Annotated in this window: 18 protein-coding genes and 1 pseudogene; 12 read left to right on the top strand and 7 right to left on the bottom strand. The window is 61.2% G+C overall.

Annotated features, from left to right (window positions below; all coding sequences use genetic code 11):
* Positions 1-71 precede the first annotated feature (71 nt).
* Positions 72-506, top strand: coding sequence for a CBS domain-containing protein (locus tag VSR68_RS27360; RefSeq protein ID WP_342942839.1), 435 nt, complete (start codon positions 72-74; stop codon positions 504-506).
* Positions 507-852: 346 nt separating this feature from the next.
* On the opposite strand, the gene VSR68_RS27365 is transcribed toward VSR68_RS27360, so the two are convergent.
* Positions 853-1182: a DUF4148 domain-containing protein gene (locus VSR68_RS27365; protein WP_342942840.1), complete on the bottom strand. Its 330-nt coding sequence runs from the start codon at positions 1180-1182 to the stop codon at positions 853-855.
* Positions 1183-1494: 312 nt separating this feature from the next.
* On the bottom strand, positions 1495-2112 hold the full coding sequence (locus tag VSR68_RS27370; protein WP_342942841.1) for a DNA-3-methyladenine glycosylase: 618 nt from the start codon (positions 2110-2112) through the stop codon (positions 1495-1497).
* 404 nt (positions 2113-2516) lie between these two features.
* Here VSR68_RS27370 and VSR68_RS27375 point away from each other — a divergent pair, with 404 nt between their 5' ends.
* Together VSR68_RS27375 and VSR68_RS27380 are read left to right on the top strand one after the other, a co-directional pair.
* Positions 2517-2873 carry a BON domain-containing protein gene (locus tag VSR68_RS27375; protein ID WP_342942842.1) on the top strand — a complete coding sequence of 119 codons (357 nt, stop codon included), beginning with the start codon at positions 2517-2519 and terminating at the stop codon, positions 2871-2873.
* 219 nt (positions 2874-3092) lie between these two features.
* A complete protein-coding gene (locus tag VSR68_RS27380; protein ID WP_342942843.1) occupies positions 3093-4178 on the top strand; it encodes an ionic transporter y4hA in 1086 nt (361 codons plus the stop codon).
* Between the two features lie 67 nt (positions 4179-4245).
* Here the strand turns inward: VSR68_RS27380 and VSR68_RS27385 are convergent, their stop codons facing one another.
* Positions 4246-5121, bottom strand: coding sequence for a LysR substrate-binding domain-containing protein (locus VSR68_RS27385; protein ID WP_342942844.1), 876 nt, complete (start codon positions 5119-5121; stop codon positions 4246-4248).
* A 274-nt stretch (positions 5122-5395) separates the two neighbouring features.
* Here VSR68_RS27385 and VSR68_RS27390 point away from each other — a divergent pair, with 274 nt between their 5' ends.
* The 3 genes from VSR68_RS27390 (at position 5396) to VSR68_RS27400 (ending at position 7682) form a co-directional block, all read left to right on the top strand.
* Positions 5396-6205: a transporter substrate-binding domain-containing protein gene (locus VSR68_RS27390; RefSeq protein ID WP_342942845.1), complete on the top strand. Its 810-nt coding sequence runs from the start codon at positions 5396-5398 to the stop codon at positions 6203-6205.
* Positions 6206-6273: 68 nt separating this feature from the next.
* Positions 6274-7029 carry an amino acid ABC transporter permease gene (locus VSR68_RS27395; protein ID WP_342942846.1) on the top strand — a complete coding sequence of 252 codons (756 nt, stop codon included), beginning with the start codon at positions 6274-6276 and terminating at the stop codon, positions 7027-7029.
* Positions 7026-7682 (top strand): amino acid ABC transporter permease, encoded by a 657-nt coding sequence (locus tag VSR68_RS27400; RefSeq protein WP_342942847.1) that lies wholly within the window; start codon positions 7026-7028, stop codon positions 7680-7682. Before VSR68_RS27395 ends, VSR68_RS27400 begins: the two co-directional genes overlap by 4 nt.
* An 86-nt stretch (positions 7683-7768) precedes the next feature.
* Here VSR68_RS27400 and VSR68_RS27405 read toward each other — a convergent pair.
* Positions 7769-7915: pseudogene (locus VSR68_RS27405) on the bottom strand (helix-turn-helix domain-containing protein); the annotation flags it as partial.
* 232 nt (positions 7916-8147) lie between these two features.
* On the opposite strand from VSR68_RS27405, the gene VSR68_RS27410 reads away from it, so the two are divergent.
* Together VSR68_RS27410 and VSR68_RS27415 are read left to right on the top strand one after the other, a co-directional pair.
* On the top strand, positions 8148-8546 hold the full coding sequence (locus VSR68_RS27410; protein WP_342942848.1) for a hypothetical protein: 399 nt from the start codon (positions 8148-8150) through the stop codon (positions 8544-8546).
* An 82-nt stretch (positions 8547-8628) separates the two neighbouring features.
* Entirely contained in the window at positions 8629-9447 is an 819-nt protein-coding gene (locus VSR68_RS27415; RefSeq protein ID WP_342942849.1) for an alpha/beta hydrolase, read from the top strand.
* 90 nt (positions 9448-9537) lie between these two features.
* On the opposite strand, the gene VSR68_RS27420 is transcribed toward VSR68_RS27415, so the two are convergent.
* Complete coding sequence (locus VSR68_RS27420; RefSeq protein WP_342942850.1) at positions 9538-10491, bottom strand: peptidoglycan DD-metalloendopeptidase family protein; 954 nt, start codon at positions 10489-10491, stop codon at positions 9538-9540.
* A gap of 446 nt (positions 10492-10937) precedes the next feature.
* Between VSR68_RS27420 and VSR68_RS27425 the strand changes: the two genes are divergently transcribed.
* Positions 10938-11345 carry an SRPBCC family protein gene (locus VSR68_RS27425; protein ID WP_342942851.1) on the top strand — a complete coding sequence of 136 codons (408 nt, stop codon included), beginning with the start codon at positions 10938-10940 and terminating at the stop codon, positions 11343-11345.
* 16 nt (positions 11346-11361) lie between these two features.
* Here the strand turns inward: VSR68_RS27425 and VSR68_RS27430 are convergent, their stop codons facing one another.
* Positions 11362-12204: a DeoR/GlpR family DNA-binding transcription regulator gene (locus VSR68_RS27430; RefSeq protein WP_342942852.1), complete on the bottom strand. Its 843-nt coding sequence runs from the start codon at positions 12202-12204 to the stop codon at positions 11362-11364.
* 89 nt (positions 12205-12293) lie between these two features.
* Between VSR68_RS27430 and VSR68_RS27435 the strand changes: the two genes are divergently transcribed.
* A complete protein-coding gene (locus tag VSR68_RS27435; protein ID WP_342942853.1) occupies positions 12294-12881 on the top strand; it encodes an NUDIX domain-containing protein in 588 nt (195 codons plus the stop codon).
* Between the two features lie 113 nt (positions 12882-12994).
* Here the strand turns inward: VSR68_RS27435 and VSR68_RS27440 are convergent, their stop codons facing one another.
* Positions 12995-14146 carry a porin gene (locus VSR68_RS27440; protein ID WP_342942854.1) on the bottom strand — a complete coding sequence of 384 codons (1152 nt, stop codon included), beginning with the start codon at positions 14144-14146 and terminating at the stop codon, positions 12995-12997.
* A 466-nt stretch (positions 14147-14612) separates the two neighbouring features.
* Between VSR68_RS27440 and VSR68_RS27445 the strand changes: the two genes are divergently transcribed.
* Together VSR68_RS27445 and VSR68_RS27450 are read left to right on the top strand one after the other, a co-directional pair.
* Positions 14613-15608, top strand: a complete 996-nt coding sequence (locus VSR68_RS27445; protein ID WP_342942855.1) for a helix-turn-helix domain-containing protein — start codon at positions 14613-14615, stop codon at positions 15606-15608.
* Positions 15609-15663: 55 nt separating this feature from the next.
* The gene (locus tag VSR68_RS27450) at positions 15664-17034 is read left to right on the top strand and encodes an undecaprenyl-phosphate glucose phosphotransferase (protein WP_342942856.1); all 1371 of its coding nucleotides are present in this window, start codon (positions 15664-15666) and stop codon (positions 17032-17034) included.
* Positions 17035-17156: the final 122 nt, after the last annotated feature.

A 17156-nucleotide genomic window follows, 5' to 3' on the forward strand; every position in this document is an offset into this window, starting at 1 on the left:
CGCTTGACGTGCCCCTCCTTCACCCCAGCGCGCCGCGGCCGGGCGTGCTGCACTGCAAACGGAGCCGCTCCATGACTAGCGTTGCACAAGTACTCAAATCGAAGCCGAATCAAGACGTCTATACGATCGAGGCATCCGATTCCGTCTACAACGCCATCAAGCTGATGGCTGAAAAACAGATCGGCGCATTGATCGTCAAGGAGCACGGGTCGATCGCGGGGATCGTCACCGAACGCGACTATGCCCGCAAGATCGTACTGATGGACCGCTCGTCGAAGACGACGGCCGTGCGCGACATCATGAGCAGCGCCGTGCGCTTCGTGACGCTCGAGCAGACCACCGACCAATGCATGGCGCTGATGACCGAGCGTCGCATGCGACACCTGCCCGTCATGGAAGGTGACAATCTGATCGGCATGGTGTCGATCGGCGACCTCGTGAAAAACATCATCGCCGAGCAGCAGTTCACCATTCAGCAGCTGGAGCACTACATTCACGGCGCGTAGAAGCGCTTTCGCCCTCCGCTTTTCGCCCTCCGCTGTCGCACTCTGCGTTTAGCGGTCGCGACAGCGGCATTTGACGCGCGGCGATTGACACGCGGCGTTTGACCCGCAGTCCGCAATGCGCTGCGCGTCACTCCGTCCGCTCGCGCCAGCAAAAAAAGCCCAATCCGCGAGGTTGGGCAAAGCCACCTTGCGGCGGCGGAGGTTCAAGCTTTCGTCGACGGCGACGCGGCCGCAGGTCTCTGAACCCCGCGCCGCGTCGCCATCGCGATGTTTGTCACGCGCGCTTCATTGTTCTTCGAAAGCACGCACGCAGGGCCGCACTTCGCGGCCCCTGACAACACGACGATTAATTGCCGAAGTAGACGTTTTGCGCGGGGCTCAGGCGCTTCGCGCCGCCCGCTTGCGACGAACCGTTGGTCGCCGCGCCATAACCCGTGTCGGCGGCGGGCGCTTGCGCGACAGCGCCGTTCTGGGCGTGGACGCGTGCCTCGGCAGCCTCGATGTCGGCCGGATAGGTCGCATCGTTAGCCCGGGACGGGTAATAGCCTACCTTTTCGAGCTGGACCAGCTCGGCGCGAACCTGTGCGCGGGTGACGGGCTGGTTCGACTGCGCGAACGAAACGACGGGAGCAGCGAGAACAGCAGCGATGGCGACAGCCTTGATCAGCGATTTCATGGTAACGACCTCCGATGGTTGTTTTATCAGCCGCTTCACACACCGTGTGTGAAGCAAGTAAGTTCAGTGTAACCATCGGTGGACCGAGGGAAAACCCCTATATGGGAGATACTTAATTGCGCTGATTGCAAAAGTTCTCAGCGGATCTTGCGAACCGCCCGTCGATTCAAGGGACGGAATGCCGCAATAATGACGGGGCCACATCGGCACATGCGCGGAAATGTGGAGAGCGTGACGACTTCCACATGCCACATGCCGCGGCACACGGGGCATCGACGGGCCTTCGAGAAACGCGGCGCCGCGCCGCGCGCGTCATCCCGCTGACAGCAGCTTGCGCGGCCCGCTGACGAACGGGCTGCCCGGCTCGTAGAAGCGCAACAGACGATGCGTCTCGCGCGCAATGCCGATGCGCGTCGTCACCGCGAACGGCACGCGCTTTCCGTCGATCGCGCCGAGCCACAAGCCGCGCCCCGTGCAGAGGTCGGCGCCGTCAAAGCCCAGATCGATGCCCAGCGCGAGCGCGAGCCTGCCGGGCCCGCGCGCGAGATCGCGCAGCTTCGCATCCGGCCGGCGCGCCTGCATCCATTCGATGCCTTCGACGGGCTCCAGCGCGCGGATCAGCACGGCGGCCCCCGTCCCTTCGCGCTCGCTGACCACGTTGATCACGTTGTAGATGCCGTAGGTGAGCCGCACATACGCGTGCCCGCGCTCGAGGAACATCGAGCCGTTATACGCGCGCCGCCCCGGCCACGCGTGATTGGTCGAATCGCCGACGGGATACGCCTCCGTCTCGACGATGCGCCCTGCCACGCGCCCTTCGCGCAGATCGTGGACCAGGTATTTACCCAGCATGAAGCCCGCAAGGTCAACCGTATCGACGGGTAGATCGTTGCGACTAAGAGGAACGATAGGAAGCGTTGTCGTGACCATGCGAGGATTCGTCGGTGGCAAACGGGCCGGCCGGGTCGGTCGCTTGGGCCACGCCGTTTGCAGCATGATGACGCGCCGCCCGTATCCATGCACGATGCACGCAATCCGGCACAGATGACGTCGACCGGCGCCCATCCGTTGTACCGATGCCTCATCCTGATGACCCCAAGTCTTCACCATGGAACCAATTGAGGTATCGTTACTGTCCGGCCAGCCGCATCGGTGTTCCGGCCTGCCCTCCAGATCGGCAGCCACCCGATGCCTATCCAACCAGCAGCATCTTTCCAGCCGTTTTCATCGCGAAGTACCGGAGTGGTAGTGCACAGGTATCACGTATGACGGCCCGCTCGCCGGGTGCGTTCACGCGCGACACCATCGCAAATCATGACAACAGGAGAAAGTGTATGAAGGCGATTCAGGCAATCAAGTTGGTAGGTGGCGCGCTCGTGGTTCTGGCGTCGATCAACGCCTATGCTCAGGCAAGCGACGTCGACATGACCAACCAGCCCAGCGCGAAGCAGACCCAGAAGGCAGCGAAGTCGGCTGACCGCGCGCTGGCGAAGAAGGTGCGCGCTGCGCTGTCGAAGAGCAAGGACATCAGCGTCTCCAACATCACGGTCCGCGCGAAGAGCGGCGCGGTGACGCTGCAGGGCTCGGTGCCGGAGCAGCCGCAAGTCGACAAGGCCACGCAGGTCGCGCAAAACGTGGCAGGCGTGACATCGGTGAAGAACGCGCTGACGATCCGCCCCGTCGGGCAATAATGTTCGACGCAACGCCTCCGGGGCTCGCGACGCGGGCGCCCGGATCATGCACGACACACCGCTCTTCGCCGCGAGGAGCGGTGTTTTTCTTTGCGCGATGCGCATCGCGACCCGGCCTGTCATACACGCGGCGAACCGAACTGCTTTAATTTCAGGTACGCGCGGCTGATGAGGCTGCGCATCCGCGACCCGGTCATCGATAAACGGACTGAAACGCACATGGCATCGACATCGCCCGTACTGCCTCGCTGGACGATCGCGGCCCCGCTGCTCGCGTGGATCGTGCTCGGCGGCGCCTATGCGCTGCCCGGCAACGGGCTGATGGCGGCGCTCGCGGCCATCGCGCTCGGGGGCTCCGTGTTCGCGGGCGTGCATCACGCGGAAGTGGTCGCGCATCGCATCGGCGAGCCGTTCGGCACACTCGTGCTCGCTATCGCCGTGACGGTGATCGAAGTGGCGCTGATCGTCTCGGTGATGCTGTCGGCCGGCCCGGAGAAAGCGGAACTCGCGCGCGATACCGTGTTCGCCGCCGTGATGCTCGTGTGCAACGGCATCGTCGGCGTCTGCCTGCTGTTCGGCGGACTGCGCCATCGCGAGCAGGGCTTCCAGATTCGCGGCGCGAGTGCGGCGCTCGCCGTGCTCGCGTCGCTGTCGGGGCTGTCGCTCGTGATGCCCAACTACATCAGCGTCACGCTCGGACCCGCGCTCACTGCCTCGCAACTCGCGTTCGCGGGCGTATCGTCGCTGGTGCTGTACGGCGTCTTCGTGTTCGTGCAGACGGTGCGCCACCGCGACTACTTTCTCGCCGACGACGCCGGCGACGAAAACGCGCACGCCGCGCCGCCCAGCACGCGCATTGCGCTGACGAGCAGCGTATTGCTGATGGTGTGCCTCGTCGCCGTCGTGCTGCTCGCGAAAGTGCTGTCGCCCGTCGTCGAGCGCGCCGTGCTCGAAGCGGGCGCACCCGTTGCCGTGGTCGGCATCGTGATCGCGGCGCTCGTGCTGCTGCCCGAAGCGCTTGCCGCCGTGCGCGCGGCACGGGCCAACCGTTTGCAGACGAGCCTCAATCTCGCGCTCGGCTCGGCGCTCGCGAGCATCGGGCTGACGATTCCGACCGTCGCGCTGGTGTTCATCTGGATGAACCGTCCGCTCACGCTCGGCATCACGGGCAGGGACACCGTGCTGCTCGCGCTGACGCTTCTGATCAGCACGCTCACGCTCGGCACGGGGCGCACGACGATCCTTCAGGGAGCCGTGCATCTGTCGCTGCTGGCCGCCTATCTGTTTCTGTCTTTCGTGCCTTGATGCAGCCGGGCATCGCGAACGCGGCCTCTTGCGTTCGCGACGCGCAAGCAGGCACGCAGGCCGCCGCTCAGCCCGCCCAGTGCCGGTCGATCCAGTCGCGAAACAGATTGACCTTCTGCTGATGCGCGACGCTGTCCGGATACACGAAGTAGTAGCGCGCGCCCGTCGCGAGCACGGCATCGAACGGACGCACCAGACGCTGCGCGGCCACGTCTTCTTCGATCAGCGCGAGATCGCTGATCGCGACACCGAAGCCTTGCAGCGCGGCGTTGGTGGCGAGATCGAGCGTATCGAAGCTCGGGCCGTGATCCGCGTCGACATTGCGCGCGTCCACGTATTCGAGCCACATCTTCCAGTCGCGATGATCGCGCGTCGGATGCAGCAGCGTGTGGCGCGCGAGGTCGGCGGCGCTCGCGAGCGGCTTGCCCTGCAACAGCTGCGGCGCGCACACGGGCGTCAGCCGCTCTTCGAAGAGCGGCACCGACTGCACGTCCGCGCCCGCCGACGTGCCATAGACGATCGCCGCATCGAACGGCTCGACCTGGAAGTCGACATCGTGCTGCCACGTCGTCGTGATCTGCACGTGAAGATCGGGATACTCGGCCTGGAACTGCATGATCTTGGGCAGCATCCAGCGCATCACGCAGGTCGGCACCTTCAACGCGAGATCGGTGCGCTGGCGCGTGAGGCGCAGCGATATTTCTTCGATCCGCGCAAAGCTCTCCTTGACGGCCGGCAGCAGCAACTCGCCTTCGGCCGTCAGCGTAAGGCCTTTCGCGTGGCGCTTGAAGAGCGGGAACCGGTAGTAGTCCTCGAGCGCGAGAATCTGGCGGCTCACGGCGCCCTGCGTGAGACACAGGTGCTCGGCCGCGCGCGTGAAGCTGCGATGGCGCGCCACTGTCTCGAAGATCTGCAAGGCGTTCAGGGGCGGAAGTCGTCGCATGGGCGTGGGTCGCATCAGTAAAAATCATCGGGCGTGCTTCTTTGACGGACAACACGCGGCCGATCATCCCCAAGCATACGCGATCCAAAATTCTCCGCGGACCGTTCCTCATGCGCGGCGCTCATGCGGCTTCGGCTTCGGGACAACCCCTACGGCATGAGCGCACGTCATGCCGCCCATGCGCAGATTTCGATTGTTCGCGGATTTTGGCAAACCTAGAGTGACCCTCACCCGTAGTCCCTGCTGCCCCAACCTTCAACGAAAGGATGCACCGATGACCCTCGCCGCCCTCTCCCGCCGCCGCTTCTCCCGCGCGTTCGCGGCCTTTGCCTTGACGGGCGCCGCGTTGTCCGCGTTCGCCCCGCTCGCGCACGCGGATGCGCTCGACACGATCACGAAGGCGGGCGTGGTGCGCGTCGGCGTGTTCGAGGACTATCCGCCGTTCGGCTCGATCGGCCCCGACATGAAGGCGCAAGGCTATGACATCGACGTCGCGAACCTGATCGGCAAGTCGCTCGGCGTGAAGGTGGAGCTGGTGCCCGTGACGGGCGACAACCGCATGGCCTATCTCGCCGATCACAAGGCGGACATGCTGCTCTCCGTCGGCCAGACGCCCGAGCGCGAGAAGGTGATCGACTTCTCGCAGCCCTACGCGCCTTACTATCTCGCCGTGTTCGGTCCGAAGTCGCTGAAGGTGAAGGACGCGAACGATCTAGCGGGCAAGAGCATTTCGGTTGCGCGCGGCACGCTGGAGGACCTGAGCGTGACGAAGATCGCGCCGCCGTCGGCGAACATCAAGCGCTTCGACGATCCGAACGGCGCTATTTCTGCGTTTCTTTCTGGTCAAGCACAGTTGATGGTCGTCGGCAACGATGTGGGCGCGACGATACTCGCGCGCCATCCCGCCAACGATCCCGAGCAGAAGTTCTCGCTGTTCAGTTCGCCCGATCACGTCGGCCTGAACAAGAACGAGCCGCGCCTGCTGAAGAAAGTCGACGAGACCATCGCGCGGGCCCGCAAGGACGGCACGATGAACGCGATCTCGCAGAAGTGGCTGCGCGCGCCGCTGCCGGAGAATCTCTGAGTCCTTGCGTTGAAGTCCTCTCGCGTTGAATTCCACTTGATCGCCGATGTCACGATGAGCCGCATACGATGAGTTACACGTTCGATTTCAGCAGCTTCGACATGTATGCGGGCATGCTCGTGCGTGGCGTCGGCGTGACGCTCGGGCTCACGGCCCTCTCGACGGTGCTGGGCGGCATCGTCGGCATTGCGGGCGCGGCGGCTGCCGCGTCCGGTCCGAAATGGGTGCGCGCGCTGATCGCGACGTATGTCGAGCTGATCCGCAACACACCGTTTCTCGTGCAGCTGTTCTTCGTGTTCTTCGGGCTGCCGAGCCTCGGCATCCACATCGACGAAATCGAAGCCGCGATACTCGCGATGACGGTCAATCTTGGTGCGTACGCAATCGAAATCGTGCGCGCCGGCATCGAGTCGATTCCGCACGGACAGGTTCAGGCCGCGCAAGCGCTCGGCCTCGAGAAGCGCCAGGTGTTTCGCCATGTCGTGCTGCCGCAGGCGGTCGCCAACGTGTTCCCCGCGTTGCTGAGCCAGGTGCTGATCGTGATGCTCGGCTCGGCTGTCGTGTCGCAAATCTCGGTGCCCGATCTGACCTACGCGGCGAACTACATCCAGTCGCGCAACTTCCGCTCGTTCGAGGCGTATGTGATCATCACCGCGACGTATCTGGTGCTGTCGATCGTCTTGCGTCAACTGCTGAACCGGCTCGGCAAGGGACTCTTCGCGGGACGCGCGGTCCGCTCCACGGATGCGCCGCGCGGCCTCTTTCGCAATCTCTTCGCGTGGCGCGGCGCACGCCCGGCGCCGTCGACGGAGCGCTCGTCATGATCGAATTCACGCTGTGGGACATCGCGCGCAATCTGCTGCTCGCCGCGCGCTGGACGGTGCTGCTGTCGCTGATCGCATTCGTGGGCGGCGGCATCGTGGGGCTGCTGCTGCTCGCGATGCGCGTGTCGCCGTTGCCGTGGCTGCGGCGCATCGTCGTGCTGTATGTCGAGCTGTTCCAGGGCACGCCGTTGCTGATGCAACTCTTTCTCGCGTTCTTCGGCTTGCCTTTGCTCGGCATCGACGTGTCGCCGTGGGTCGCCGCGACCGTCACGCTGACGCTCTACACGAGCGCGTATCTCGCGGACATCTGGCGCGGCTGCGTCGAAGCAGTGCCGCGCGGGCAATGGGCCGCGGGCGCGAGCCTCGGCATGACGTTTGGCCAGCAGTTGCGCTATATCGTGTGGCCGCAGGCGCTGAAGATCGCCGTCGCGCCGACGGTCGGCTTTCTCGTGCAAGTGGTCAAGAGCACGGCGCTCACGTCGATCATCGGCTTCATCGAACTCACGAAGACGGGCACGATGATCACCAATGCGGCGTTCCGGCCGTTTCCGATCTATGGAATGGTCGCGCTGCTGTACTTCGCGATGTGCTTTCCGTTGACGTGGTACGCGCGCGTGCTGGAGCGCAGACAGAAGGTCGGGCAGCATCGCTGACGTCCTTTCGTTGCGAGGGCGCATGCTTTGCGTCCGACCATCGGCCAAGACCCGTGTTGTGCTCGCCCGTCAGATTCGACGCGAACCTGCGCGTGACGGGCCAGCCACTTGTAGGCCGTCTTGGGACTGACGCCAAATCGCCGGCACCGTTCGCGCCGGTTGACGCCTTCCTGCAAGGCGGGCTGAACGAATTCCAGGCGCAGGTTCATGGTGTCTCTAGGGTTCCATGGCATGAGCGGCGCCGGCCGAATGACTCGCCCAAAGTGTTACCCATGTCCCCGCACACCCGTTACTCATGTCTCCGGCCCATACAATGCAATCAAAAACTGAGGCCAACCGATTGTAGTGGCACGTAAAAAAACGAGCGTGCGGACTGCCCGCCGGGGCGATCGCTCGATACCGATTGCACCCGTGTCCGATGTCGCGTGTAATAGCCGTTGCAAGCTCTCGCCCTGGAGTCGAACGATGAACGACCAACGCGCCATTCAGTTTCTTGCGGACATTCGCAAGCCGCTGCTCGTGCTGCACAAAGCGATACTCGATCACGAGCGCGCGTCGTATGAAAAGGAGTTCGGGACTGTCACGCCCGCGGCGTTCCTGCAGGTGTTGATCAACGGATCGGGCTTTCGCTGGCTGACGCCGCTATCGACGGTGATCGCCAACGTCGACGAGATTCTCGACAACGACGAAGCAACTTCCGCCGAACGCATCGCGGCCGTGGAGTCGACGGTCGGCCTTTTCTCCGACGACGTGCCGGGCAATCTGTTTCTGCCGCGCTATCGGCAGATCTTGCAGAACAGCCCCGAGATACTTCATGCGCACGGACAGGTCGCGCCGATCCTCAAGTCGGTCGGAGGGACGTGACCCATCGCTGTCTATCGTGATACGTCGTGATCCATCGAAACGGATCGCGCTCGCGCGGTTCGCGAAAAGGAGTTCAACACCGATGAAGCAATGGACGCTCGATCAGACCTTCACATACCGAGATCAGGCCGTTCGCTATCGGACCTTCGGCGATGGTCCGCCGATCGTTCTGATTCACGGCACGCCGTTTTCGTCGTGGGTATGGCATCGCATCGCGCCGCATCTCGCGCATGAACGCAAGGTCCATGTCTACGATCTGCCCGGCTATGGACAGTCGGAAATGCGTGAAGGCCAGGACGTGTCGCTCGGCGTGCAGAACGGCGTGCTGGCCGCGCTGCTCGCGCATTGGCAGCTCGATGCGCCCGATGTCGTCGCGCACGATTTCGGCGGCGCGACGGCGCTGCGCGCGCATCTGATCGATGGCTGCGAATATCGAAGCCTGACGCTGATCGACCCGGTTGCCGTCGCGCCCTGGGGCTCGCCGTTCGTGAGGCACGTGCGTGAGCATGCGGCGGCGTTCGCTGGCCTGCCCGCGTATATTCATGCGGCAATCGTCGATGCATATATTCGCGGCGCGGTCTCTCGAAAGATTTCCGATGAAGCACTCGCGCCCTATGTCGAGCCCTGGCTCGGGGACATCGGGCAGCCAGCCTTTTATCGTCAGATCGCGCAGATGGATCAGCGCTATACGGATGAAGTGGAAGCGCGCTATCCGCAGACGCGCTGCCGCACGCAGATTCTGTGGGGCGAAGACGATCGATGGATTCCCATCGAACGCGGGCGGCATCTGGCGAGTCTCGTGCCCGGCGCGCGTTTTCAGGCCGTGCCGAACGCCGGACATCTGATGCAGGAAGACGCACCCGAGGCGATCGTCGCCGCCGTGATGCGCTGGATCGGCTGAGCAACGGGCGCGAGCGTAGCAAGGCCCCGGCGAACAGCGTTCGCCGGGGCCTTCAAACTCATACTCCTTGCGCGCGTTGATACGGCGCGATCAGCTCCGTTGATGCGGCAGAAAAGGCATCGGATCGATTGGCTTGCCGTCGTGGCGCAACTCGAACAGCACGGACACGCGCGAGTTGTTCTCGCTGCCCATCTCGGCGATCTGCTGTCCCTTGCGCACGATGTCGCCCGTCTTCACGAGCAGCTTGCGATTGTGCGCGTAGGCCGTCAGAAAGTCCTTGTTGTGCTGGACGATGATGAGGCTGCCATACTCGTTGAGCCCCGTGCCCGCGTACATCACCTTGCCGTCGGCCGCGGCGCGGATCGGGTCGCCTGGCTTGCCGCCGATTTCGATGCCGCGCGTCTCGCCCGGCTGGAAAGCCTCGACGACGCTGCCCTGCGCCGGCCACATCAACGACACGCTCTTCGCGTGACGCGACACTTCGGCGTTCACTTCGCGCGCTTCGGCGGGGCTGGGCGCGGGCGCGGCGGCCGAAGCCGTCGTGCTCTGTGCGTTGTTGTTCGCGCCAGTGCTGCCATTCGAATCGCTGCCCGTCGCGCTGCCAACCGTCGCGCCCGATCCATTGCCCGCGTTCGTATTCACGCTCAACGTCGATCCGTTCGAAGCCGGAGAAGATGTCACTGGCACCGCGACCATCTTGACGGCATCCGGCGACGACACCTTCAGCGACTGACCGGCCCGCAATCGTGCATGCGGCTTCAGATGATTCCACGCGACGATCTGCGCGACCGTCACGTTGTGCCCGCGCGCGATGCGGACAAGCGAATCGCCGCGCCGCACCTTGTACATGACGGGCGGCACGGGTTGCGCGACCATCTGCGTCGCGGGTTGCGCGGGCGTTGAATTGGCGGCCGTCTGGTTGCTCGCGGCCGCGTCATTGTTGTTCGCATTCTGCTCACTGAAGTGCGCGCAGGCACCCAGCATCAACGCGAGCGCAAGGCTCGCGAAACTGGCCCACGTCTTGCCGAGTCCACTCATCGACATCTGCTCTCCGCATTGTTCGTTAAAGACCGGATGCGCGCTTCTGCCTGTCCAGCAGGTGTCGACCGACACTTGCGAACGGTCGCGCAGCATGCCGCCTTGTTGCGGCTGCAACCTTCCGGCGCTGTGCCGGAATCAGCCGATGCCCTGCCGGAGCCGCGTCAAACGTGATGCGATCTTCCGTCAAAAGGGCCAGATTAACCGTCTAAAATGAATCCGCATTGTAGAGTGCGTGCGCCGGAAAAGCGGGCGGCCCGAACACTCTGATACAAATGAAATGTTTAACGGCGGTTTTGTTGCTTGCCCCGCGCTGCGACGCCCGTCGCGCGGGCATCCAGGCATCATGGGCAACCGCTCAATCTCATATCGGCATGACGCGCGCGAAACTTGAGACGCGCGCCGTTGATATCGCCGTTATCACCGTCGTTGCCCTTTGTGGAGACGAACCCATGACAGGCCCTGTCGATTCGAAAACCATCAGCGTGTCGATCGCGCGCGATTGGCGAGAAGTCTATGCATTCATGGAGCACCCGCTGTCGTTCGCGCAGTGGGCATCGGGGCTCGGCAAGCCGTTGCGCGGCGAAGGCTCGCAGTGGACTTTCGAAAGCGCCGACGGCCGCCCCGTCAGCGTGCGCTTCACGCCGCACAATCCGCATGGCGTGCTCGATCACTACGTGACGACCGAACACGGTGACGAGATTTACGTGCCGATGCGCGTCATCGCAAACGGCGACGGCGCCGAAGTGCTCTTGACGCTGCTGCGCACGCCGGACATGAGCGACGCGCGATTCGCCGCCGACGCGCAATGGGTCGAGCGCGATCTCGCTGCGCTGAAACGTTTTCTCGAGAAGCGCTAGAGCAAGGCGATCCGCTTCATGCCCGCACGATCGTCACGCCGAGCGCATCGAAGGGCGCGGTCGCTTCGCGAGGCGTGTCCTTCTCGACGACGATCGTACTGGCCGCGTCGATGTCCGCGATCTTGTAGGCGGATGCCGCGTTCAGCTTCTCCGACGACGCCAGCACGACCGTCTCCGCTGCGTGTGCGGCAAGCGCGCGCTTGATGTACGCCTCTTCCAGATCGCCCGTGCTGAGACCCGCCTCGGGATGAACGCCCGTCACGCCCATGAAGTAGAGATCGGCGCGAATGTGGCTGAGCGCTTCGATGGCAGCCGCGCCCACCGTCACCATCGAATGACGGAACAGCCGCCCGCCGATCAGCACGACTTCGAGCGCTTCGTGTTCAGCCAGTTCCACCACGATGCTCGGACTGTGCGTGACGATCGTCGCGCGCAGATCGACGGGAAGATGGCGGGCCAACTGGATCGCCGTCGTGCCGCCGTCGACGATCGCAATCTGCCCCGCCGCGATCATCAGCGCGGCGGCCCGTCCGATCGCCGCCTTCGCCTCCGAGCCGATCGCCCGGCGCTTCGCGAGATCCGCCACGGCCGGTGACGACGGCAACGCGCCGCCGTGCACGCGCTGCAACTTGCCCTCCGCGGCAAGCTCGCGCAGGTCGCGCCGCACGGTGTCTTCCGATACGCCGAACGATGCGCTCAGCGGCTTTGCCAGCACCTGGCCATCGCGCTTGAGCGCATCGAGGATCAGTTTCTTGCGTTGAGAGGTCAGCATCCGTTTGCCTGAATAACCCTCAGCGATAGCCGTCCGCTCGGCTATGCACGTTTTTTCTTGATTTTGCACGAATCTGCACGATACCATGATTCGACCGTGCGGTGTCGCGGTACATCAGGGCCGCGTCCTGACGGAATCGCCGCCCAATATCCGGGCATTCGAGAAAAGGAGTCCGCATGAGCCAGACCGCTGAACGCGTGCGTATCGTCAACGTGCAAGTGCTATCCGACGACTGGTATGTGCTGAAGAAGACCACCTTCGACTATCGGCGCGCCGACGGCAGCTGGCAGCGGCAGAACCGCGAGACCTACAACCGCGGCAACGGCGCGACGCTTCTTCTCTATGATCTGCGGCGCAGGACCGTCGTGCTCACGCGCCAGTTCCGCTTCCCCGCGTTCGTCAACGGCCATGATGGGATGTTGATCGAGACGCCCGCCGGGTTGCTCGAGGAGGCATCGCCGGAAGAAAGGATTCGCGCTGAAGTCGAAGAGGAAACGGGTTATCGCGTGCAATCGGTGCGCAAGATCTTTGAGGCGTTCATGAGTCCGGGCTCGGTGACGGAGAGGATCTTTTTCTTCGTCGCCGAATACGATGCGCTCGCGCGCGTGGGGCGAGGCGGCGGAGTCGTCGACGAGGGCGAAGACATCGAAGTGCTCGAATTGCCCATCGACGATGCGCTGGCGATGGTTGCGCAAGGCGAGATCATGGACGGCAAGACCATCATGCTGCTGCAGTATGCGGCTTTGTATTTGTTTCGGGTGTGAGCTTGCGCGCTCGCAATCCCGGCGCCATGAAAAAAACCCGCCGCTCTTCGAATAAAGCGCGGCGGGCAATGCGTGGAAATCTCACGACACGAATGTCGCTTGCTACATGACGCTTAGAACTTGTGGCGGATCGCCGCGCGGAACGCGAACTGGTTCGCCGTCGACGATGGAGCCTGCGTGCCGAGGATGAACGCGTTGTCCATGATGGAGTTCGTCTTGTCGCCCGCGATCTTCTGGTACATACCCTGCACGTAGAAGTCCGTGCGCTTCGAAACGTTGTAGTCCGCCATCAGGCCCACCGAGTGGACTTTCGGCTTCACGCCGCCCGTCGATGCGTCGTAGTTCTCCATCGTGTACACATATTCACCGCCGACGAAGAATGCCGGCGTGATCTGATACTTCGCGTTCAGTTCGAAGTTCTGGAACTTTAGCGTGTTCAGCGTCGCGCCCGGCGCGATGATCGCGGCCGGGTCGGCCAGATAGCCGTTGCCCGTCGGGTTCTTGTAGTTCGAGTTCGTGTATGCGAAGCCGACCGTCGCCGAGCCAAACGTGTAGTTGATGCCCGCGCCGAACACGCGCATGCGTTGCGCGAGGAAGCTCGCGTCGTTGGTTGCGATCGCGCCGCCCGTCGTCGCGCCCGCGTTGTTCGCCTGCAGATACGCGGCGGCGAGCAGCAGACCGCCCGTCGTGTATTGCGCGCCGAAGCTGTACTGACGGTCGTTGGCGAAGTTCGTGTCGTTGCTGAAGCTGTACGTGCCGCCGAACTGGAAACCCGCGATGTCGGGACTCGCGTACTTGATCGTGTTATTGACGCGGAACGAATTGTCCGTGTTGTCGTTGTCGAACGGATGCGAGAACAGATACCCGGACCAGTTGCCATTCGACGTCGTTTGCGCAAGGTAATCGACGACGGAATCGTATTGACGGCCGAACGTAACCGTACCGAACTTATCGTTCGACAGACCAACGTACGCCTGACGGCCAAACATGCGGCCGCCTTGGCCGAGCCGCCCGCTATTCAGGTCAAAGCCGTTTTCCAGCTGGAAGATCGCCTTGTTGCCGCCACCCAGGTCCTCCGCGCCTTTCATGCCCCATCGGCTGCCTTGCGCGTAGCCGCTTTGCAGCTCGACTACGCTGTTGCCGCCGACGTTGTTCGTATAGTTGATGCCCTCGTCGATCACGCCATACAGCGTGACACTGCTTTGTGCAAAGACGGGAGTAGTGAATGCGGCAGTGGCGGCCAGTGCGATGACCTGTTTTTTCATTGAATGATCTCCGTTTGTTGGTGGAAGTGTGATCCGTTGTTTTCCGCGTACTACGATCATTTATTCGTCATGCTAATTATGACAAACCTTTCAGAAGCGATACACACACGCGTTCATAACTCAAAGCGCATGCAGCGGACGAGATCCTGCCCGAGCTAATCCGTGCAGTCCAGTTGAAGCATTCACGAGCGTGATATTCGTTGTGAAATGCCCACGAGAGATGCGCCAATTCGTGCGATTGAATGGGTTTGTCGGATTAGTTCTAAAGAGACATGACCCGCGTTCGTTAAATGTTTCTTCTCAGAGACAGTCGCAAGGTGAATCGGAATTGTCTGATTTGATGTATCGAATCGTCTTTGTATTCTCTGCGCCTCTATATGGCGTACGTTGAAGCTCGTATTGAACCTCGCCTCACACCCCTCGTTACCATGCGCCACGGCGCCGTCACGCAGCAGGGAATGCATTGATGAAGATGACTCACTGTCCTGATTCATACAGTTCACGCCATGCCGTGCCCAATCCGGGTTTTAGTCGCCCCGTACACCCTATTGGAATCCTCGTATCCGACGGGTTCTCGATGTTGCCTGTGGCAGAAATCGTCGACGTCTTCGATAAAGCGAATCATGTTCTCGCGGCTACACAGCGTGATGTGCCCGCCTATCGCACCGCCTTTATTTCCCGCCACGGCGGTTGTATATCCAGCTCCGCTCACATCGATGTATTGACACAATCGGTCAAACTTTTGGGTAAAGCGCGAGCACTCTTCGTCGCTAGCAGTGAAACGGTCGTCGACGTCGCCCGGGATACGCACTCCGGTGGATGGCTTCGCGACGCGACAGTTGAAGCAGACGAGATCTTCGTAATTGGTAACGGCGACGCGTTGCTGTCAGCGATGGGGCGCTGGTCTACGGCGGGCAGCCAGACTCCTACAAGCGACTTGCGCGCTTTGGACTCTGGGAATGTCACTGCTTCACACGCGTCCATGTCACGCAGCGGAATCCGGCAGGCATTCGAAATCATCCGACGGGATTTTGGCGTTTCGATTCTACGTCGTATTCTGGAGTTGCTGCCCGATACAAATCGGCCAGAGCTCGCATTGGTTGCAAGCGATAACGGCAAATCGATCAGGCAGAAGATTCAGGAAAGCGCGCAGTGGATCACGCGCAATTGCGACAAGTCGATTTCCATTACGGTTGCTGCGCAGACAGCTGGGATGAGTGAGCGGTCTTACTTGCGGCACTTCCGTGCGGAAATGTCCGTTAAGCCTTCTGAGCATCTGAGGCGCTCGCGCGTGGAGCTGGCCGCGTTGATGCTCGAATCGAGCGATCTGCCTGTCGACAAGATTGCAAGACGCTGTGGGCTAACGAGCGGGGAATGTCTTGCGCGGTTGTTTCGGCAGGTCTGGCATATCTCACCGACGGAATATCGGAGTCGATTGCGTTCTGCTGGCGAAAAGACATGAGCCTTTTTGTCGGGAAAGAACTGCGTATTCTGAATGTCATCGGCCAATACAAGCGATGCTGACACCTATTTCAAAAGCTACCGACTTTCTGTGTATTTCGGGAGCCGCTTATATTTCGCATGGCATTGTCTTTCATGACAGTTCAAGGTTTTCAAATATCGATGGTCTTTTGGGTCTTATTGGACTCACGCTTCCATTCATCACGTTCCGGTTGACCAGGGTATATCAACCTTTCCGTTATGAATCGGTGCTTGGGAGCGTAATGCGCGTTCTCCTCGCCTGGCTGTTGGCTCAATTAACTCTGGCGTTACTCTCACGCGCCTATCCAGGCGGGGAATTGCGAGGACAATGGTTCTTTTGGTGGACGGGAGTGGCCGCATGTGCGCTTGTTGCTGAGCGTTGCGTGATCCACTATTTGCCCTTCGTGCTGCGGACATGGCGATTCTCACCGACGCACTTCGCAATTGTCGCACCTTCCGGTGCGACCGGTGATCTTCTTGCCCGGATCGCTTCGCTGACGGGGAAAGCCTTCGTTCCGGAGGCGATTTTCGATCCGTCTCTTCAATGCGACACAACCATCAACCACATCCCGGCCGTGCGCGACATACATACACTCAAACAGTTAATGCGGAAAAAGAAGCTGCGAGAGATATGGATCATCAATCCATCATTTGGTCCGGTTTTTATTGAAAATCTGTTTGAAGATTTTCGGGATGAGTTCATAAATATTCGTATGCTTCCGTTATTTGAAGGAAGCGCACTCATGGAACCTTTGATTGAAGATTATCGCGGTGTTCCGATATTGAATTTTATGGCCATTCCAGAAAAAACTTTCGATTTCCTACTCAAAAATATATTTGATCTCACGTTTTCACTTTGCGTCTTGTTGGGCATTTTTCCTGCACTGCTAGCAATCGCTATTGCTGTGAAAATTTCATCTCCCGGTCCAATTCTGTTCCGACAATATCGCAAGGGAATGAACGGAGAGGTTTTTTCCATCTATAAATTTCGTACGATGTTCCATGGAGCAGACAAGCCAGGTATAGTCGTTCAGGCGCGCAGAGGGGATACACGTGTCACACGAGTAGGACGCTTTCTGCGAAGTACAAGCCTTGATGAACTGCCGCAGTTTCTCAATGTTCTCAAAGGGGAAATGTCTGTGGTCGGCCCACGACCTCATGCTGTGGAACACGATGAGTATTACAAGGACCTGGTTCAGGACTACATGTTTCGATACCGGATCAAACCAGGAGTCACAGGCTGGGCACAGGTCAATGGATATCGGGGAGAGACGGCTGAAATTGAGAAGATGGAGGCAAGGATCAAATGCGACATTTTCTACATCCGGCATTGGACCTTTTGGATGGATATGAAGATCATCGCGTTAACAATAATCAATGGATTTATGGGAGAGACCGCTTATTAGTTCTTGAAAGACATGCATGCGTCTTGACCTTACTCTCCTAACCTCAAAAGTCTTGTCCTGAAGTCTCGTCCTGTTTGGTGACAGGATGTCGAGCATGGTGACGGCGGCCTGCCTACACGAAG

The sequence above is a fragment of the Paraburkholderia phymatum genome, assembly GCF_038900715.1.
GTDB classification, from domain to species: domain Bacteria; phylum Pseudomonadota; class Gammaproteobacteria; order Burkholderiales; family Burkholderiaceae; genus Paraburkholderia; species Paraburkholderia phymatum_A.